The organism is Sorangium sp. So ce385 (assembly GCF_051474135.1).
Taxonomy (GTDB): Bacteria; Myxococcota_A; Polyangia; order Polyangiales; family Polyangiaceae; genus Sorangium; species Sorangium cellulosum_D.
This window is the reverse complement of record NZ_CP150337.1, coordinates 174,860-194,340: the sequence shown is the minus strand read 5'-3', so window position 1 is coordinate 194,340 and position 19,481 is coordinate 174,860. Positions and strand designations below refer to the sequence as shown.

The following is a 19,481-nucleotide window of genomic DNA, read 5'->3' as shown; positions in this document are numbered from 1 at the left end:
GACGAGGTGAGCGCAGAGATCCGAGCGTGGGTCAAAGAGTACGAGCAGAAGCTTCGGGCCGAGGCGCGAACGGAAGGCCTCAACGAAGGCCGCAAGGAAGGGCGCAACGAAGGGCGTGCCGAGGAGGCGGCGCGTGCCGTTCTGACCGCGCTCCGGGTTCGCGGCATCGCTGTGCCGGACGTCGCGCGGGAGCGCATCCTGGCCGAGAAGGATCCGGAGACGCTGGAACGGTGGCATGAACGGGCCATCGTCGCCGCGTCGCTCGCCGAGGTGCTCGACGGGCTGAGCTGAGCCCTGCCGGCCTACGCCGTCGCGGCCGCGCCGAAGCGCCTCCCCGCATGTCGACGTGGCCCCCTCATGGACTGGCCGCGTGCGCCCCCGCCGCGCGCCCCCCTGCGCGCCTCCCCGGCTCGAAGCGGACCGGCAGGCGCGCCGGGCCGTGCACGATGAGCGCCTTGCGCGGCTCCCACGGCTCCTTGCTCGCCAGCTCTAGGCCCCTCAGCCGCGTGAGGAGATCCGGCAGCGCGATCCGGGCCTCCAGGCGCGCCAGCGACGCCCCGATGCAGAAGTGGATGCCGTGCCCGAACCCGACGTGCGGGTTGGGATCGCGCGCGACGTCGAACCGGCCAGGGTCGTGGAACTGCTGAGGATCCCGGTTCGCGGAGCCGATCACGGGCAGCACCAGCTTCCCGGCCGGGATCGTTTGGCCATGCACCTCGACCGCCCGCCTCGTCTCGCGGAAGACCATCTGGAGCGGCGAGCGATAGCGCAGGACCTCCTCGATCGCCGAGGGCACGAGATCGGGGGCAGCCCGGACGCGGGCCAGCTCCGCCGGGCTCTCGAGCAAGCACAGGATCGCGTTGTCGATCAGGTTCGTGGTCGTCTCGGTGCCCGCCGCGAGGAGGAACTGGAAGAAGTTCAGGAGCTCGTCCTCGTTCAGCCGCTCGCCGTCCACCTCGGCCTCGACGAGGCGGGTCAAGAGGTCGTCCTCCGGCGCCCTCCGGCGCGCCTCGAGCAGGTCCGCAACATAGGCCTTCATCTCCTCCTTCACCGCGGCGTGCTCGCTCACGACCCTGGCCGCCTCCTCGCCCCCCGAAAGCGTGTGGCTGAGGTTCACGATCGCCTCGCTCCAGCGCATGAAGCGCGCCCGGTCCTCGGCGGGAATGCCGATCATCTCGGCGATCACGATCGTGGGCAGCGGGCCCGCATAGTCCGCCGCGAGGTCCATCGTCCCGTGCTCGATCCGCTGATCCAGGAGCTCGCGCGACAGCTCCCGGATGCGCGGCTCGAGGCCCGCCACGGATCGCGGCGTGAAGGCCCGCTGCACGATCCCGCGGAGCTTCGTGTGGCGCGGCGGGTCGGAGAAGACGATCCACTCCGGGGCCTTGCCGGTCGGGGGCGTCACCGCGGAGCTGAACGCGTCGTGGTCGGTCAGCGCCCGCTTCACACCCTCGTAATCGAAGATCATCCAGAGATCGAACGGGGCGATGTAGAGCAAGGGAGAGCTGCCCCGCATCTGCTCGTACAGGGGGTAGGGATCTCGCCGCATCTCGTCCGGAAACAAGTTCATCGCCAGGACCTCCGTCGTGTAGAGCCGCCGGGAGCTGCCGCCCGCGGAGAGACGATGCTAGGGGATGTTGCGAGGGGATGGCGCGCTCGAAGACGCGTCGCCCGCGTCCTCGAGGCCCTTCGCGACCCGGCCGCCGACCCGCGCCCCGCCGCGCCGGAGAGGGCGTCGCCGGCGCACCTGCGGGCGCTGTCCGTCCGCGACGTTGGTCTGCCGCCTGTGTTGCTGCCGGCCTGCCGTTCTATCGGCGTTCGTAGAAGGTGAGGCTCACCCCACCCGCCGCCCCGCCCGGGTCGGAGCTCACATACGACCCCGTGTTGAGGATCGCGTAAGGGCCGTCCGCGCGCGTCTCGAAGACCGGCACGAGCGCGCCGAACGGTCCACAGTTCCTCACCACGATGACCTCGCCCTCCTTCGACGACAGCGCGTACCGGGCGTCCAGGACCGTGCTCGATCCGATGAGCTGGTAGTCCGCGCCTCCGGGGAGCACCGAGCCCGAGAGGCCGCTGAGCAGCATTCCACCGGTGACGGTGCCCCCGGTGATCGGAATGATGTTGCGCGTGCCGCGCTTGCTCGCGCCGACGGAGATGGAAGAGCCGAGCGTGACGGTCTCGGTGAACACGCTCGAGCCCTTCGCGCCGGTCGCCGTCGAGCACTCCCACGATTGGTGGGGGACGCCCTCGGGATCCTTGAGCTGGACCTTCGGCTCCGCGGCGGCAACGTCGGCGATGTCATAGACGTCGAGCTGGATCGTGCCCGCCTCGGCGTCGACGACGCGCGTGCCCGCGAACTTGCCGGTGTTGAGCCAGGCCAGCGAGCTCGACTGCGCTACCTCGAAATCCGGGACGATCCGGACGACCGAATCGCCGGCCGCGGCGACGCCGCAGCTCCGCAGATAGATGAGGGAGCCGTCGCTCGCCTTCAGGATGTTGATCTCCTCGAGCTCGACGGAGCCGTTCGACAGCGTGAGCTCGAGGTCCATGCCGCCCGTCAGGAACGTGGCCTGGATCTTGTCGCCCTCGAGCGTGCCCCCCTTCACGTCGAGGAGGCGGCGGCGCCCGAACTGGGTGGTCCCGACATCGTGAGTCTCGCCGAGCTGGAGCGTCGCCCGAAAGACGAGCTCGCCGCGCGTGGGGAGCGGAATTCCGCCGGGCATTCCGCAGGTCCACGAGGGATCGGGGACGATCGTCGCCTCGCCGACGCCGCCGCTTCCACCGTTGCCGCCGCTGCCGCCGCCGCCGTCGCCGACCGTCCCGCCGGTGCCGCCGCTGCCAGCGGTCTCCATGGCCCCACCGGTCCCGGCGACTCCGCCGCCCGCGCCGCCCGCGCCGGCGCCGTCACCGGTGCCCGTCGTTCCACCAGAACCGCCCGGCGCCGCGCCGCCAGAGCCGCTGCTCGCCGTTCCGGCGCTGCCATCCTCGCTGGACGAACCACACCCGCCAGAGCAGATGCCAAGGATTCCAATCAACAAGAGCTTCATCGAATCATTCCCGATCTTCATCATCGGATCCACCTGTCCAGGCAAGGGCATGTCGCTCGGGCGAGCTCTGATTCAGAACTGCGAAAAGAACTTCCAGATCGACTCACCGGAATTGTTCGGCATGGTGTGGCCGCCGCTGAACTCACACCAGACGACGGGATAGCCCGCGTCGCAGCCCTCGTAGCTGACGCAGGGGCTCGGGTCGACCGGCGTGGTCTGCGAACCGCAGCCGTTTCGCTCGAGGAAGACATCGCGAGCGGTCCGACCATTGTCGAGCGGAACCACGTTGTCGGCGTCGCCGTGGGCGCCCCACATCGCCACAGGGTGATCGCCGTCGTCGCAGCCGCTGTAGAGCGCGCCGGACATGGGGGCGATGGCACGGAAGACGTCGCCCATCGCGCAGCCGATCGCGTAGGACATCATGCCGCCGTAGCTGAACCCCGTCGAAAAGATCCTGCTCTCGTCGATGCAGAGCTCGCCGCGGAGGCGGTCGAGCATGGCACGGAGGAACGCGATGTCGCGGCCCCCCGTGTTCGCCCAGCCCTGGTCGATGCCCTCGGGCGAGACGAAGATCGCCGAGCCGGCGGCGCGGCTCTGGAGGCCGTAGTAGCCGCCGCCGAACCCCGTCGCGACCTGCTCGGCCGAGCCGCCGCGGGGGTGCCAGGCGAAGATCAGCCGGTAAGCACGGCTCGAATCGTAGCCGTCCGGTACGGCGAGGATGTACTCGCGCGTCGTGCCCCCGACATCGATGCTGAAGCGGCCGCTCATCGGCGCCGTCGCGCTGCCGCAGCCCGCGCTCTGCGTCTCGCCCCCGGAACCGACCGAGCCAGAGCCGGCGCCCATGCCGCCCGCGCCAGCCTCCCCCGAGTCCGGGCGCCCGCCGCTGCCGCCGACGCCACCGGTCACCCCCGACGAGCCACCCGTCGCCGGCGAGCCGCCCGTCGCTGACGAGCCACTCGTGGCGCCGGGGCCGCTGGCGCCGGAGCCGCTGGCGCCAGGCCCAGCGGGCCCTCCGGCGCTGCCGCCGGCCTCGGTCGAGCCCTCTCCCTGGCTGGAGCAGGCCAGCGCCGCGAACGCCGCGAGCGCGACGATCCCTGGAGCGATCGCGCTCCAATTTCGAAGCGTTTCCATTCGCCCTCGCCTCCCTGTCCCGAGATCACCGTCCGTCGCCGCATCACCCGGTGCGGGTGACCGCAACGACGTCGTACCCGAGCGCTCTGGCGCGAGGCATAGGCATACTCGCCTATGCCTCGATGCGAGACGTCACGCCGACGTGAGTGGACTGGACGATCCTCGCGAGCGTCGACTTCGAACGAGCCCCCCCGCGCGACGCCGATCCCTTCCGCCTGTCGCCCCCTCACCCGGTCCACGCCGCCCAGACGTCGTCGCGCTCCACGCGCGGGGCGCGCTCGACCACGAGCTTGGCAAACACGGTCGGGTGCGGGACGCGGTCGAGGCGCACCGTCCGCCAGGGGAACACGGTCTGGCCTCGAAACAAGGCGATGCGGCCCGATTGCAGGCGCACGAGCGAGAGCTCGCCCCACGCGACGCGGGCGCCGCGGATCGCGAGGCCCTGCCGGTCCAGCTGCACGGGTCCGAAGGTCAGGACCTCGCCGTCGCGGACCGCGCGCCGCGCCTCGTCCATCAGGGGGTGCGAGCAGCACAGGAGGATCCAGCGCGCCACCTCCTCGCCATCGGTGACCTCGACGGGCACGAAGCGCTGCTCTCCGGAATGGGTCACGAGCCGGATGCCCCGGAGGAACACGACGGCCCCGAGCGGCGTCGAGGTCCGGTCGAGGTCGAGCCACACCTCGTCCACGCCGTCAAACACCGTGACCTCACGGCCCTGCCGGCGATCCACCACGATGCCGTGGTCGTGAAGCGCGATCCGCAGGCCCCGGTGGCGCAGCGCCGAGGCCGCGAGCACGGAAGAGCCCGCCAGCCCGAACGGGAGCGACAGCAAAAAGCCTTGCCAGCCGGCGACGAATGCGCCGAAGATGCTCGTGAACGAGAGGAGCAGCGCGCCGCGCCCCGCGTGGAACAGCGCATAGCGCCGGTGCACGGCGTGCAGGGAGCGGAGCTTGCCGAGGCGTGGCTCGTCGGGAGGCGCCGTGGGGCGCTCCGCCGGCCGGCGAAATGGGTGCGGCTCCACGAAAGCGGCGTAGCACGGGGGCGGCCGCGACCGTGAGAGAAGCGCGCCAGCGCCGGCACGACGAGCGCTCGATGGTGTTCGAAGCCGGGACACGCGATGTGCCCCGAGGCGCCCGCCTCGATTCCCGTATGCAGACAGGGGCGTCAAAGGCACCACGGCGGCCTCGCCGCGTCCACGGCGCGCTGCGGCGGACGCGAGCCGGGCGACGCCTGCCTCGCGAGACGGCGCCCCCCGATGCGCGTGGGCCGCAGCGCTGATGTCTGTAGACCTCTATCGCCCTGCCGCGGAGCCGCCATGAGGCCCGAAGTCGCCAGAGCTCGCCGGCGCCGCGCGCGGAGAGGCGTGCACAACGCTTGCATAAGCCCGGCAGCGACGTCGCTGCGAAGCCCGGGTCGCAGCAGGAGCCGACCTGTTGAGGCCGAACCGAATTCGGCCGGCCGCCCCTCGAAAAGTCCACCGACGGCGTCCGGCGGAGAATATAAGACGGCCCGGGATTCGCGGCAGCGGACCGCTGCCTCCACGGCGAGGACGCGGTGTTTCCCCCAACGTGCCTGCGCGCCGGTGCAGTCGACGGCCGCTCGCCCCATGCACTCATAGGTGATCCTGCGCATGAGAGTCCATTTCCCCCCTCGATGGATCTGCGGCGCCGCCGCCCTAGCGGCGGCGGCGTGGGCCGCGCCAGCGTCCGCTCAGGAGGCGGGACCGGCGCGCGGCCTCGCGCTCGACCGCTTCAACCCAGCGCCCGCCGGCGACCGGATGTTCAGCGTGTCGTCGCCGTACGCGGCCTCGCCGCACCAGGACGGCAGCCCCACGCTCCACCTCGCCCTGCTCGGCGACTACGCCCACAACCCGCTCGTGCTCACGCGCGTGGGCACCGAGGACCACCTCGGCGCCATCGTGGGGCACCAGCTGTTCCTGCACCTGAACGGCTCGCTCTCGCTCTGGGACCGGCTGCACATCAACGTCGACGTGCCGCTCGCCGTGCTGCAGGAGGGCGATAGCCCGGCGGCCGAGGGGCTCTCGTTCGCCTCGCCGAGCGGCGCGCAGCTCGGCGACCTCCGGGTCGGGCTGCGCCTCCGCCTGCTCGGCGACTACTTCGACCCGTTCCAGCTCGCCGTCGGCGGCTTCGTCTGGTTCCCGACCGGCGGCGGCGAAGGCTCGTTCGTGGGCGAGGACTCGGTGCGCGGCATGCCGCAGCTCATCGCCGGCGGCCGGATCCCGGGCTTCGTCTGGTCGGCCGCGGCCGGCGTCGATCTGCGCCCGGCGCAGACGTTCGCGCAGGTGCGGCAGGGCCTGATGTTCAACGGCGGCGCGGGCGTCGGCCTGCTGCTGCTGCCCGAGGAGCAGCTCCAGATCGGGCCCGAGGTGACGGTGTCGACCGTGCTGGAGGAGCCGGAGGCGCGCAACACGAACGTCGAGGCGCTGCTCGGCCTGCGCTACCGCTTCGCGCCGGCGGTCCGCGACTTCGAGATCGGCGTCGCGGCCGGCCCGGGCTTCACGTCGGGCATCGGCACCCCGGACTTCCGCGCGGTCGCGATGCTCGCGTACTCGCCCGAGGTCCGGCGCGAGGACCCCGACCGCGACAAGGACGGCATCGCCAACGAGAAGGACGCCTGCCCGGACGTGCCCGGCGTCGGCGACCCCGATCCCAAGAAGAACGGCTGCCCGCCGTCGGATCGCGACGAGGACGGCATCCTCGACCGCGTCGACGCGTGCCCGGACACGGCCGGCATCGCGAACGACGACCCGAAGAAGCACGGCTGCCCGCCGCCCGGGGACCGCGACAAGGACGGCATCACCGACGACGTCGACGCGTGCCCGGACCAGGCCGGCCCGAGCAACGAGGACCCGAAGAAGCACGGCTGCCCGCCGCCGCCCGACAAGGACGGCGACGGCGTGATCGACGCGGAGGACGCCTGCCCCGATATCCCCGGGCTCCGCACCTCGGATCCGGCGACGAACGGCTGCCCCGGCGATCGCGACGGCGACACGGTGCGCGACGACAAGGACGCCTGCCCCGACGAGAAGGGCAAGCCCGACCCGGATCCGGCGAAGAACGGCTGCCCCGTGGCGGTGCGCGTCACCGAGCAGGAGATCGTCATCCTGCAGCAGGTGCAGTTCGACACCGGCAAGGCGACGATCAAGAAGGCGAGCGACGAGCTCCTCGATGAGGTCGCGGGTGTGCTGAAGGAGCACCCGGAGATCACCAAGATCGAGGTGCAGGGGCACACAGACCCGCGCGGCGGACGCGCGTACAATATCAAGCTCAGCCAGGCGAGGGCCGAGTCGGTCACGAAGGCGCTGGTCCAGCGCGGCATCGAGGCCGAGCGGCTCGCGTCGAAGGGCTACGGGCCTGACGTCCCGATCGCGGAGAACGACACCGACGAGGGACGCCAGAAGAACCGCCGCGTGCAGTTCAAGATCCTCGAGAAGAAGCCGAAGCAGCAGCAGGAGGCGCCGTGAAGAGACGTTACGTCATAGGTGGTCTTGTCGGGCTCGCCGTGGTCGGCGGGCAGGACGGCGCAGCGCACGCCGCGCCCGAGCTGCGCGTGCAGGTCGATCAGCGGGGCGACTTCGCCCTGATCGGGAACACGCTGGGCAACGAGTGCGGCATCGACGGCATCGATCCGCCCGTGGTGGGCGACCGAGGCCCCTGCGGGAGCTCCACCGGCGACACCGCGCCCGACACCTACTGGCGCGCCGACTCGCCCGCGGAGGGGCAGGCGGAGGCGAACTCCACCATCACCGCCGCCCAGGCGCGCACCACCGCGGTGCTCCAGCTGCCGGCCGGCGCGTCGGTGACCCACGCGTACCTGTACTGGGCCGCGCACCTCGGGCCCGTCGCGGGCGCCGGGACCGCGGACAACGCCATCACCCTGGAGCGGCCCGGCGCGAGCGGCTTCTCCCAGGAGGTGACGGCCGATGACAGCGTCGAGAGGGTCAGCTCGAATCGCCTCTATTACCAGTCGGTCGCGGACATCACCGGGATCGTCCAGGCGCAAGGGTCCGGCGCGTACCGGGTGAGCGGCGTCAACAGCGCGAGCTTCGTGAACAACGACTTCGACAACCACTTCGCCGGGTGGTGGCTTGTCGTGTTCTACGAGCTCGCCTCCGAGCCGCCGCGCAACCTCGCGCTCTTCGACGGCTTCGACACGGTGACCACCGGGACCGCCCAGGAAGCCACCCTGGACGGGTTCCTGGTGCCCAACGCGGGCTACGACGCGAAGATCGGCATGGTCGCGTTCGAAGGGGACGTGGCCTTCGATGGAGACCAGTTCTTCTTCAACGACCCGACGGGGACCAACCCGCTCGGCGACGACCTGAATCCGGCCAACAACTTCTTCAACGGCACGCGGTCGTACTTCAACATGCCGGTGTCGAACGACGGGGACCTGCCGCAGCTCGCCGGGACCGCGGGGACCATGGCCGGCATGGACATCGACGTCTTCGACATCACCTCCAGGGTGGCCCCGAGGCAGACCTCGGCGCCCATCCGGGCGTCGAGCACCCGGGACCTGTACTTCCTGGCCGGCTTCATCACGTCGATCTCGACCTTCAAGCCGGACTTCACGTCCTCCACGAAGTCGGCCCGTGACGTGAACGGCGGGCTGCTGCTCCCGGGCGACCTGATCGAGTACACGATCCAGGTCGTCAACACCGGCAACGACGCGTCGGCCAACACCGTGCTGACCGATCTGCTGCCCGCGGGCGTGACGTACGAGCCGGGCACGCTCTCGGTCACGGCGGGCGCCAACATGGGCGTGAAGACGGACGCGGCCGGCGACGACCAGGGCGAGTACGACGCCGCGGCGCGCACGGTCCGCGTGCGGCTCGGCGCCGGCGCGAACGGCGCGACGGGGGGCTCGCTCGGCGCCCGCGGGTCCGCCAACGCGTCGTCGACGGTCACCTTCCAGGTGAGGGTCGACGCCGGCGCCTCGGGCCTCATCCGCAACCAGGCGATCGTCAACGCTGGCGGGCAGCTGGGCGCGCCGGCCGAGGACACGCCGACCGACGGCAACGGGCCGACCGACGGCGTGCCGCCGACCGAGAGCGTCGTCGACGAGTGCGAGACGAACGCGCAGTGCGCCGCGCCGACGCCGTACTGCGAGACGGCGGGGACGCCCAACACGTGCGTCGAGTGCCTCACCGACGCCCACTGCGGGCCGCTCACCCCGACGTGCGATGAGGGCAACGTCTGCATCTGCGAGCCCACGGGCGCCGAGGTCTGCGGCGACGCGATCGACAACGACTGCGACGGCGTGTTCAACAACGGCTGCGACTCGGACAACGACGGGATCGAGGATCCCGACGAGCTCGAGGGCGGCACCGACCCGAACGACGCCGACACCGACGATGACGGCGTACCCGACGGGCAGGAGCCGGATCGCGGCGAGGACACCGACGGCGACGGCCTCATCAACGCGCTCGACCCGGACAGCGACAACGACGGGCTCTACGACGGCACCGAGCTCGGCCTGCCCTGCGACAACCCGGCCACCAACGCGGCGGCTGGCCACTGCCGCGCCGACGGGGACGAGGGGGCGACGAAGACCGACCCGCTCGACGCCGACAGCGACGACGGCGGCGTGTCCGATGGGAACGAGGACGTCGACCTCGACGGCGTCATCGACGAGGGCGAGACCGATCCGAACAACGGCGAGGACGACGCGACCCCGCCGGTGGACTCCGACGGCGACGGGCTGAGCGACGAGCTGGAGGAGACGATCGGGAGCGATCCGAACGACGCCGACAGCGACGACGACGGCGCGCTCGACGGGCAGGAGCCGAACCCCGCCGACGACACCGACGGCGACGGGCTGATCAACGTGCTCGACGTCGACAGCGACGACGACGGGCTCTTCGACGGCACCGAGCTCGGGCTGGGCTGCGACAACCCGGCCACCGACGAGGAGGCGGGCCACTGCATCGCCGACGCGGACGAGGGCGCGACGAAGACCTCGCCCATCGACGCGGACACCGACGACGGCGGCGTGCCCGACGGCCAGGAGGACCTCGACCGCGACGGCGCGATCGGCGGGGACGAGACCGATCCGAACGACGGCAGCGACGACTCGGCCCCGGAGGACACCGACGGGGACGGGCTGATCGACGCGATCGAGACCGAGATCGGCACCGACCCGAACGACGCAGACAGCGACGACGACGGCGTGATCGACGGCGACGAGCCGAACTTCCGCGACGATCACGACGGCGACGGCCTCATCAACGCGCTCGACCCGGACAGCGACGACGACGGGCTCTTCGACGGCACCGAGCTCGGCCTGCCCTGCGACCTCGAGGCCACGGACGCCGAGGCGGAGAACTGCATCGCGGACGCCGACCCGGCGACGAGGACGCACCCGCTCGATCGGGACACGGACGACGGCGGCGTGGCCGACGGCGTGGAGGACGCGAACCACAACGGCGCCATCGACGAGGGCGAGACCGATCCGAACAACGGCGACGACGACGCCGTGGCGGACGATCGCGACGGCGACGGGCTGCCCGACGCGGTGGAGGAGATGATCGGGAGCGATCCGGACGACGCCGACAGCGACGACGACGGCGCGCTCGACGGTGAGGAGCCGAGCCCCGGTGAGGACACCGACGGCGACGGGCTCATCAACGCGCGCGACGTGGACAGCGACAACGACGGGCTGTTCGACGGGACCGAGCTCGGCCTGCCCTGCGACCGCGAGGACACGAACGCGGACGCGGGCCACTGCCGCCCTGACGCGGACAACGGCGCGACCAAGACCGACCCGCTCGACGCGGACACGGACGACGGCGGCGTGCCCGACGGCCAGGAGGACGTCAACCTCAACGGCGCCATCGACGAGGGCGAGACCGATCCCAACAACGGCGACGACGACGGGATGCCGGCGGACACCGACGGCGACGGGCTGGGCGACGCGCTCGAGGAGGAGATCGGCACCGATCCGAACGACGCGGACAGCGACGACGACGGCGTGCTCGACGGCGACGAGCCGAACTTCAGCGACGACCACGACGGCGACGGGCGGATCAACGCGCTCGACCCCGACAGCGACGGCGACGGGCTGTTCGACGGGACCGAGCTCGGTCGTGACTGCGCCGACGCGGCGACCGACCCGGCCGCGGAGACCTGCATCCCGGACGCCGATCCGACGACGACCACGAACCCGCTCGATCCGGACACGGACGACGGCGGCGTGTCGGACGGCGACGAGGACGCGAACCACAACGGCGCCATCGACGAGGGCGAGACCGATCCCAACGACGGGGACGACGATCGGTCCGACGCGTGCAGGCAGGACAGCGACTGCGGCGGTCCGACGAGCGGGTCGATCTGCGTGGATCACGCCTGCGTGGACGGCTGCCGCGGCGCCGACGGCAACAGCTGCCCGTCCGGTGAGGTGTGCAGCTCGACCGACAGCGCGCCGGGCACCTGCGGGCCCGCCGAGGCGAACGATCCGACCGGCATCTTCGCCGAGGGCAACGGCCTCTGCACCGCGCGCCCCGGGCCCGCGGGCAACGCCCGGAGCGCGGGAGCGCTCCTGCCCATGCTCGCCGCCCTCGCCGGCCTCGCCCTGCGCCGGCGCCGCACGGGCCGCTAGCGACCGCGAGAGGGCCCCGCCGCGGCGCGGGGCCCTCTCATGTAGTTTTCTTGCCCACCTGTAGCGCTCCTCCGTAGCGTACCGCGCCGAGGAGAACGACCATGGAAATGCTGCTCGCCAGCGAGCGCCGCGTCACGCGCCGCGCTGCGATCGTGGAGTGCCATGCCGTGCGCGAGCGGGGCTTCCGGCTGCTCGGGACCCGGGCGATCGACCTGTCCGTCGACGGCATGCTCGTGCTGACAAGCGCCCGCGCGCTCACGGGCGAGCCGGTGATCGTCTCGTTCCGGCTCCCGGACACGGACGTCTGGATCGACGCGACCGCGACGATCGCGCGCACCCTGCACGGCCGGCGCGAGGGCGACCCGGGCCGCGCGGTGGGCCTGCGCTTCGACCCGCTCGACAGCGCGTCGAGCCGGCGCCTGCGCACGGCGCTCGAGCGCTTCCCGCCGACCTACCCGTACCGCGCGCAGCGCGTCGATTACGCGGCGACGGCCGCGATGATCGCGCTCAGCTGATCGGCGCGCAGGGCCGAAGTACGCGGCGCTGATCCCTGCATTCATGCAGCCACACCTGGCCCGGAGCGCGGCCGCTCATCGACGGAGGCCGCGACGACGGCGGTGTGGAACCTGATCGAGATCGGGGGTACCTCTCGGGGGCCGCCGGCAGAGCCCGCCGCGCGCATCGAAAGGAGCTCGAGCGATGATCACGATCTCCGGGCCGAACGCCGACCAGATCCAGTACTGGAACGAGGTCGGCGGACCGAAGTGGGTGTCCCTCCACGACGTCATCTCGGCGCAGCTCCGGCCGCTCGGCGCCCTCGCCATGGATCGCGCCGGGATCGCCGCGGGAGAGCGCGTCCTCGACGTCGGCTGCGGCATCGGCGACACGACGATCGAGCTCGGCCGCCGCGTCGGCCCTTCGGGCGCCGTGGTCGGCGTGGACGTCTCGGCGCCGATGCTGGACCGGGCGCGCGCGGCGGCGCAGGCTGCGGGCGCCGCGAACGTGGCGTTCGAGGACGCGGACGCGCAGACCGCGGCGCTGCCCGGTCCGTTCGATGTCCTCTACTCGCGCTTCGGGGTGATGTTCTTCGCCGACCCCGCGGCGGCCTTCGCGAACCTCCGGAAGGCGCTGCGGCGCGGCGCGCGGCTCGCGTTCGTCTGCTGGCGCTCGCTCCAGGAGAACCCCTGGCTGCTGGTGCCGACCCAGACCGCGGGCAGGCACGTCCCGCTGCCGCAGGCCGACCCGCACGCGCCCGGCCCGTTCGCGCTCGCCGACGCGGCGCGCGTCGGCGACGTCCTCTCGCGCGCGGGGTTCGTCCGGGTGCATTGCGAGCCGATCGACCAGGAGCTCTCGGTCGCAGGCGGGAGATCGCTCGACGAGACCGTCGACTTCCTCCTGAAGATGGGTCCGGCGTCCGCCGCGCTGCGCGAGGCGAACGCCGCGCCGGAGCTCGTCGAGCGCGTGCGCGCCGACCTGCGCGAGGCCATCGCGCCCCACGCGGGCCCCGAGGGCGTGCGCATGGGGAGCGCCGTGTGGGTCGTGACGGCGGCCGCGGAGTGACGGAGAGGCGAGGCGAGGCGGACATTCCCCTCCTTGCTTCCAAGATCCTGTTTTGAGTTGGCTGTCTCGCTGCCGGGGCCGGCGGGCACATCAGCGCGGGGCCCGGCGCGATGCTACGGTGCGGGCGCCGTACGATGCGCCTTCGCACCCGCCCCGGCCCGGGGTCTCCGCTCCTCGCCGCGATCGCGCTCGCTGCCTCGCTCCTCTCCTGCTCTCCCGCGCCGGCGGGCGGCGGCGCCGCCCTCATGTCGACGCGCGAGCCTGCGGCGACAGAGGCGCCGGTGAGCGCGCTCCCGGGCGCCTCCCGCGTCGACTTTCAGCTGCCGCGCCGCGGTCTACCGGACTTCTACAGCCTCCCGTGGCCGAGCGAGCTCCTGCGGCGGGAGGACGGCTCTCTGTCGTGGAGCAGCTTCCCCGGCGCCGACAAGGCGCTCATCGCCACGTACATCGCGGCGGTCGAGGCCGAGGGAAGCGGCTTCTCGGTGGCGCCGTCGATCTACTTCCACTTCTCGTCCGAGCCGGACACTCGCCGTCTGCCGGATCGGCCGGTCGACACGATGTCGCTCCGATCCCCCGTGTTCCTCATCGACGTGGACCCGCGGAGCCCCGAGCGCGGCGCGCTCGTCCCGCTCGAGCTGCGGTATCACCGCGCGCCGCTCCGCTTCATCCCGGCGGGGACGCTCGCCGCGAAGCCGGCGCCCGGGCTCGTGCTCCGGCCGGACACGCTCTATCTGGCCGTGGTCCGGCGCGATCTCGGCGATCCGAGCGGGCAGCCGCTCGGCACCACGCTCGATCTCGAGCGGACGAAATGGACAGGCCCGCTCCGCGACGCGAGCGAGGAGCGCGCCCGCGCCCTGCACGCCGCGCCCCTCGACGACCTCGCTTCGCGCGGCGTCGCGCGGGGCGAGATCGCCGCGGTGGCGCTCTTCCGCACGGGCGCGCCGCACGCCCTCTCCGAGCGGCTCTTCGACGCGGCGACGCGCCTCCCGCCCCAGCTCGCCCCCAGGATCGTGAGCGCAGCATGGCAGACCGATCGGCGGGGTTCGCCGGGACACCGCTCCTATGGGACGATCACCGGGACCTACTGCACGCCGAACTTTCAATCGCAGATCGCGAATGCCCCCTTCCTCTCGGGGGGCGGCGCCCTCGCGCGGGGCGGCGGGGGAGCGCCGCGCGTGGTCGAGATCCCGCCGGGATCGCGCTATCGCACGGACGCGTGCGGCGGCCTCATCCGCGCCCGCTATGTGCTGACCGTGCCGAGGACGCGGCCGCCGGCCGGCGGCTTTCCGCTGCTGGTCACGGCCCACGGCACCGGCGGCGACGCGACGACCTTCCTCGGCGAGGACAACTTCGCGGGATGGGCGGCCCGCCAGGGCATCGCCGCCGTCGCCACCGATCAGCCGCTGCACGGCGGCGCCGACGCGCTGGGCGCGCGCCCGGGCAGCCGCGACGCCGGGGTCCTCGCCCTGGCGGGCATCCCCGCGGGCCTCTTCCGCGGCCAGAAGCTCGGGGCGGCGCTCGCCTTCTACAACCCCGTGAACCCGGCGGCGACCCGCGACAACCTGCGCCAGGCCGGCATCGACGCGAGCCTGCTCGCGCGGGTGATCGCCGAGACGGACTTCTCCAGGGCGACGCGGCCGGGCGGCGGCCCCCTCCTGCCCGCGCTGCCCGGCCGGCCGGTGCCCCGCTTCGACAAGGGCCGTGTCCTCCTCGCCGGCCACTCGCAAGGGAGCCAGTCCGCGGCGGCGCAGGCGGCGCTGGATCCCCTGTTTCGCGGTGTCCTCCTCTCGGGGTGCGGCGGCGACGCGCGCCTCGGCATCCTCCGGCGCGGCGATCTGCCGTTCATGCCGTTCCTCGAGGCCGCGCTGGAGCTCCGCAAGGGCGAGCTGACCGAGCTTCACCCGTTCATGACGCTCGTGCAGACCCTCGTCGATCCCGTCGATCCGCAGAGCTACGCGCGTCTGTACCGCGAGCCCCTGCCCGGCCGGAGGCCCCAGAACGTGCTCCATGTCGGCGGGCTCCCCGACACGTACACGCCGCCGGAGACGGCCGTGGCGCTGGCGATCGCGCTGGGCGCGACGCCGCTCCGCCCGGTCCGCGCGGACGCGGGGGCGCTCCCGTTCCTCCGCGCCGCGCAGACGAGGGGCCCGCTCCGCGGCAACATCGCGGGCGGACAGGCCACCGCGGCCTTCGTGCAGGTGGCCGCGACGCGCGGGGAGGACGGCCATTTCGCCCTCTTCTACGAGCGCGACGCCGCGCGCCTCGCCATGCAGTTCCTGCGCAGCGCGGCCGCGAGCGCCGGCGGCCCCGCCGAGGTGGGCGCCGCGCCGGGGCGCTGAGCGCGCCGCGCCGCGCGCCCTGGTAGCGGTCAACGTTGCCCACAGAGAGAGTCCACATGAAGGCGGGAAGGCGGGAAGATCATCAAGGTTTCCTTCCCGCCTTCCCGCCTTCATGTTCGAAGTTGACCACTACCGGCGCCCTCGGGCTCAGGCAGCGTCGGGGAGCTCGACGTCGGCCGCCGGGAACTCGGCCCGGAAGCCGGAGAGCCGGACGGCGAACACGACCCGCCCGGCGTCGATGGGCGGCATGCGCGCCGGATCGACGCGCGCGTCGAGCAGGCGCGCGCGGCGGACGCGCCCGCGCGCGGTCGGCGTGCAGAAGTAATCGCGCCCGTCGCGGTGGTGCACGAGCCCGCGGAGGCGCGCGGGCACGAGCGCGCTCGAGGCGGGCAGGCTCGGGCCCGCGGCCGCGAAGCGCACGTCGGCGAAGACGTCGCCCCCCTGCGACGCCCGGAGCCGCTCGGCGCCGTCGGCCTCGCGCGCGAGATCGAGATCGGCGCGCTCCTTCGGGATACCCCAGTTGACCTGGCCGCTCACCACGCTCTCCCACGAGCTGACGTAGATCTTGCTGATGGACCAGCGCAGGCCGCGGCGCGTGCGGTAGCGCCCGGGGATGAACAGGAGCTCGCGATAAGGCCCCACGTTCGAGGACGTGTAGTCGAGCGCCATGAGCAGGCTATAACGCCCGTCGAAGCGCGGGCGGAGCGCCTCCGGGATGAAGCACCGCTCCCGGAGCAGGCGCTCCGGGAGCTCGAGCATCGCGATGTAGGCGTCGCCGGTCAGCGTCCACGGCGCCGGAGCACTCTTGACGTCAGGGGGATGACTTCCGGCGCTCTGACCCATTCCAGATCTCCGTGGACTCGATAGAACGAGGCGGCACTCTATCACGGTCGAGCAGCGTCAGCGGTCCCGCTACCCGAGCAGGTCGATGCCTCCCGGGGGCCGCGGGGCGACCGCGAGCTCGGACCGCTCGAGGTGGGCGAGGACGGCGAGGACCGCCGCCTCGTCCCAGGCGTCGCCGATGATCTGCAGGCCGATGGGCAGGCGCTCGGCGTCGATGCCGACGGGCGCGGTGCCGGCGGGGAGGCCGGTGAGGTTGGCGAGGAAGGCGAAGCGGCACACCCCGTCGAGGGCCGCGGGATCGAGGAAGGCGCGCCCCTCCTCGGCCTGCTGGTAGCGGGGCGCGGTGATCGCGGTCGTCGGGAGCGCGAGCACGTCGACGCCGGCGAGGGCCCGCGCCACCTCGCGCCGCATCCCCGCGCGCAGCCGCGCGGCGTCGCGCCGCTCGCGCTCGGTGACGCCCGAGAGCACGCTGAAGGTGACGCGCAGGTCCTCGCTGATGAGGTCGCGCTGCTCCCGAAAGGCGCGCTGGTGGGCCTCGAGCGACTCGGGGCCGATGACGAGGTAGCCGATCTGCGCCGCGTACCGGGCGATCGGGATCTTCACGTCCACGAGGACGGCGCCCTCGCGCTCGAGCGCGCGCAGCGCGCCCCGGCACGCGCTCGCGATCGGGACGCTGGCGTCGCGCCACTCCGCCTCGTCCACGCCGATGCGCAGGCCGCGCACGCCGGCGCCGAGGAGCGCGCCGAAGCCGCCGGGGGGCGGCGGGGGCGCCCACGCGGTGAGGTCGTCGTCGGGGTCGGGCTCGCTCGCGACGGCGTCGAGGAAGAGGGCGAGGTCGGCCGCGCTGCAGGCGATCGGGCCGGCGTGGGCGACGGAGCCCTTGAAGCCGTCGCCGGCGCGGCTCACGCGGCCGAAGGTGGGCTTGAGGCCGAAGACGCCGTTCAGCGCAGCGGGCGTCCGGATCGAGCCGCCGCCGTCGCCGCCGGCGGCGAGCGGCGCGAGCCCGAGCGCGACGCCCACGGCGGAGCCGGTGGAGGAGCCGCCGGCGGCGCGCTCGCTGTGGTGCGGGTTGTGGGGCATGCGCTGGTGGACGTTGTTGCCGAGCGGCGACATCCCCCACTCGGTCAGCACCGTCTTGCAGAGGAGCACGGCGCCCGCCTGGCGGAGCCGGGCGACGACGGCGGCGTCGCCCGGCGCGGGCGCGAGCGGGCCGCAGCGCGAGCCGAGCGTGGTCGGGAGGCCCTCGACGTCGAACTCGTCCTTGACGAGGAAGGGCACGCCGTCGAGCGGGCCGCGCGCCCGGCCGGCGGCGTGGCGCGCGGTCGCCGCGTCGGCGTCGCGGAGCGTCGCCTCGCGCGCGGCGGCGACGGCGATGTTCATGCACGGGCGCTGCGCGGCGAGCGCGTCGATCTCGGACAGGGCGCGCTCGACGACGCGGCGCGGGTCGGCGGCGCCCGCGCGGTAGGCCGCCGCGTAGGCGAGCGAGGTCCTGGGCCAGTCGCGGCGCGGGAGCGCGCCGAGCGCGGCGTCGTCCCAGCGCCGCGGCGCCGCGGCCTGGATCGGCCGGGCCTGCGCGGGGATCTCGTCGCGCCATGCTTCCGGGAGCGACGCGAGGCGGTCGATGCCCAGGGTGCGCTTCAGCACCTTCCGGAGCGCGGCGGACGATCCGGGCGCCTCGGCCGCGAGGCGCGCTGCGGTGAGCGCGCGGCCCGTGAGTCGGGGTACCTTCATGCGGCGCAGCTTACTCGACGGACACCGTCGCGCGGCGTGCCGCGATCGCGGTGCGCGTCGAGATCGCGCCGCGGGCGGTGGGTGCGCCGGGGCGGGGCGGGCGGGGGCGTGGCGGCGGGTCCGCGGCGGCGGGGGCGCGGCGCGGGCGGGGGGCGTGGCGGCGGGTCCGCGGCGGCGGGGCGCGGCGGCGGGCTGGTTCGGCGCGGCTCGTGGCGGCGCGTGCACCCAGGTGCGAGGGGGGCGTCGTGGGCGCCGGCGGTCCGGGGGGTCCGCTAGGCTTGGAGCGAGGCGGCGTGCTCACGAAGGCCGGAGCGGACGCGCTCCAGGTGCACCACGACCATCGGTCGGGCGTCTTCTCGAAGCTGCCGCCGGAGGACCAGGCCGACCGTGTGGCGACGGACGCCCTCGCAGAAGGGCCGGGGCGACGTCACGACAATACGGGAGCTTCGATGTCATGACCCGAAGCCCCCTGCGATCCCGAGCACGTCCGAAACGCTGGACACGCGGCGGGACATTCGCTGAAGGCCGCACTCCTCCACGAGCCACACGGCATCCCCGTCCGCGAAGACCTGCGCAGTGGCGTCGGAGAGGTCTTCGAGGAGGCTGAGCCCGGGCGGCAGCGCCTCCTCCGATCGGCACGTGGACTCCAACGCATAGCCGTTCTCGAGAAGGGATGTCTGACGTTCGAACCAGCGCTCCACGCTCGTGCGCACCAGGCGCACTTGCACCTCGTCGTCGTCGTCTGGCTCCTGCCACGAGGCCCACGCCCCGCCCGTCTCGTCCACGTAGATGCCCGTGCGCACAGACGTGTTCTCGATCCAGCCGACGAACCAGGCTCCATCGTACGGGTGAACCGGGCAGATCGTCGCGCATCGCGATGCTCATGGGCGGGGTCCCCGTCCTTTCCCGGAGGCGCCGCCGCCCATGATGAAGACACCGGGGTTCATTCCCGGAATGGCGGGGATGTTAGGGACCGGAGCCGTGCACGCCATGCGGCGATGGTCGCGGAACGAGCCGCGGTGTCAATAGCCGCCGCGAGGAGGGATGAGGCTCGGAAGGGGCGCCGCGCGAGGTGGTGGATCGTGTATGAGGCGCTGGACAACCTCCCTCGATCCGCCGGTGCAATGCGAAGTTACGTGGAGTATCTCCGATCGATTGGCCACACGGCCCTGCAGCATCATGAGGCTCACTTGAATCGTCTTCGCGCCAGGTT

Annotated in this window: 13 protein-coding genes; 6 read left to right on the top strand and 7 right to left on the bottom strand. The window is 72.9% G+C overall.

The features are described from left to right. The first annotated feature begins 6 nt into the window (after positions 1-6). Complete coding sequence (locus WME83_RS00695) at positions 7-291, top strand: hypothetical protein (protein ID WP_437317327.1); 285 nt, start codon at positions 7-9, stop codon at positions 289-291. 64 nt (positions 292-355) lie between these two features. On the opposite strand, the gene WME83_RS00690 is transcribed toward WME83_RS00695, so the two are convergent. From WME83_RS00690 to WME83_RS00675, 4 genes are all read right to left on the bottom strand, one after another. Further along, a complete protein-coding gene (locus WME83_RS00690; protein ID WP_437317326.1) occupies positions 356-1,570 on the bottom strand; it encodes a cytochrome P450 in 1,215 nt (404 codons plus the stop codon). A 238-nt stretch (positions 1,571-1,808) separates the two neighbouring features. Next, positions 1,809-3,047, bottom strand: coding sequence for a DUF3237 domain-containing protein (locus WME83_RS00685; RefSeq protein ID WP_437317325.1), 1,239 nt, complete (start codon positions 3,045-3,047; stop codon positions 1,809-1,811). 72 nt (positions 3,048-3,119) lie between these two features. Further along, a complete protein-coding gene (locus tag WME83_RS00680; RefSeq protein ID WP_437317324.1) occupies positions 3,120-4,178 on the bottom strand; it encodes an alpha/beta hydrolase family esterase in 1,059 nt (352 codons plus the stop codon). A 226-nt stretch (positions 4,179-4,404) separates the two neighbouring features. After that, positions 4,405-5,199 carry a DUF6585 family protein gene (locus WME83_RS00675; RefSeq protein ID WP_437317323.1) on the bottom strand — a complete coding sequence of 265 codons (795 nt, stop codon included), beginning with the start codon at positions 5,197-5,199 and terminating at the stop codon, positions 4,405-4,407. A 609-nt stretch (positions 5,200-5,808) separates the two neighbouring features. Between WME83_RS00675 and WME83_RS00670 the strand changes: the two genes are divergently transcribed. From WME83_RS00670 to WME83_RS00650, 5 genes are all read left to right on the top strand, one after another. Next, complete coding sequence (locus WME83_RS00670) at positions 5,809-7,662, top strand: OmpA family protein (RefSeq protein ID WP_437317322.1); 1,854 nt, start codon at positions 5,809-5,811, stop codon at positions 7,660-7,662. After that, positions 7,659-11,795 carry a DUF3344 domain-containing protein gene (locus tag WME83_RS00665; protein WP_437317321.1) on the top strand — a complete coding sequence of 1,379 codons (4,137 nt, stop codon included), beginning with the start codon at positions 7,659-7,661 and terminating at the stop codon, positions 11,793-11,795. Before WME83_RS00670 ends, WME83_RS00665 begins: the two co-directional genes overlap by 4 nt. Positions 11,796-11,896: 101 nt before the next feature. Then, a complete protein-coding gene (locus WME83_RS00660; RefSeq protein ID WP_437317320.1) occupies positions 11,897-12,310 on the top strand; it encodes a PilZ domain-containing protein in 414 nt (137 codons plus the stop codon). A 184-nt stretch (positions 12,311-12,494) separates the two neighbouring features. Beyond that, positions 12,495-13,355, top strand: coding sequence for a class I SAM-dependent methyltransferase (locus tag WME83_RS00655; protein ID WP_437317319.1), 861 nt, complete (start codon positions 12,495-12,497; stop codon positions 13,353-13,355). Positions 13,356-13,489: 134 nt separating this feature from the next. Further along, positions 13,490-15,694, top strand: coding sequence for a hypothetical protein (locus WME83_RS00650; RefSeq protein ID WP_437317318.1), 2,205 nt, complete (start codon positions 13,490-13,492; stop codon positions 15,692-15,694). 147 nt (positions 15,695-15,841) lie between these two features. Here WME83_RS00650 and WME83_RS00645 read toward each other — a convergent pair whose 3' ends face one another. From WME83_RS00645 to WME83_RS00635, 3 genes are all read right to left on the bottom strand, one after another. Then, the gene (locus WME83_RS00645) at positions 15,842-16,537 is read right to left on the bottom strand and encodes an acetoacetate decarboxylase family protein (RefSeq protein ID WP_437317317.1); all 696 of its coding nucleotides are present in this window, start codon (positions 16,535-16,537) and stop codon (positions 15,842-15,844) included. A gap of 69 nt (positions 16,538-16,606) precedes the next feature. After that, complete coding sequence (locus WME83_RS00640; RefSeq protein WP_437317316.1) at positions 16,607-18,268, bottom strand: amidase; 1,662 nt, start codon at positions 18,266-18,268, stop codon at positions 16,607-16,609. Positions 18,269-18,720: 452 nt separating this feature from the next. After that, positions 18,721-19,071: a hypothetical protein gene (locus tag WME83_RS00635; protein ID WP_437317315.1), complete on the bottom strand. Its 351-nt coding sequence runs from the start codon at positions 19,069-19,071 to the stop codon at positions 18,721-18,723. Positions 19,072-19,481: the final 410 nt, after the last annotated feature.

Excerpts from the sequence above, each read along its gene's own strand:
- WME83_RS00690 (WP_437317326.1), bottom strand. The coding sequence starts at position 1,570 with ATGAACTTGTTTCCGGACGAGATGCGGCGAGATCCCTACCCCCTGTAC.
- WME83_RS00685 (WP_437317325.1), bottom strand. The coding sequence starts at position 3,047 with ATGAAGCTCTTGTTGATTGGAATCCTTGGCATCTGCTCTGGCGGGTGT.
- WME83_RS00680 (WP_437317324.1), bottom strand. The coding sequence starts at position 4,178 with ATGGAAACGCTTCGAAATTGGAGCGCGATCGCTCCAGGGATCGTCGCG.
- WME83_RS00670 (WP_437317322.1), top strand. The coding sequence starts at position 5,809 with ATGAGAGTCCATTTCCCCCCTCGATGGATCTGCGGCGCCGCCGCCCTA.
- WME83_RS00660 (WP_437317320.1), top strand. The coding sequence starts at position 11,897 with ATGGAAATGCTGCTCGCCAGCGAGCGCCGCGTCACGCGCCGCGCTGCG.
- WME83_RS00655 (WP_437317319.1), top strand. The coding sequence starts at position 12,495 with ATGATCACGATCTCCGGGCCGAACGCCGACCAGATCCAGTACTGGAAC.
- WME83_RS00650 (WP_437317318.1), top strand. The coding sequence starts at position 13,490 with ATGCGCCTTCGCACCCGCCCCGGCCCGGGGTCTCCGCTCCTCGCCGCG.
- WME83_RS00645 (WP_437317317.1), bottom strand. The coding sequence starts at position 16,537 with ATGGGTCAGAGCGCCGGAAGTCATCCCCCTGACGTCAAGAGTGCTCCG.
- WME83_RS00640 (WP_437317316.1), bottom strand. The coding sequence starts at position 18,268 with ATGAAGGTACCCCGACTCACGGGCCGCGCGCTCACCGCAGCGCGCCTC.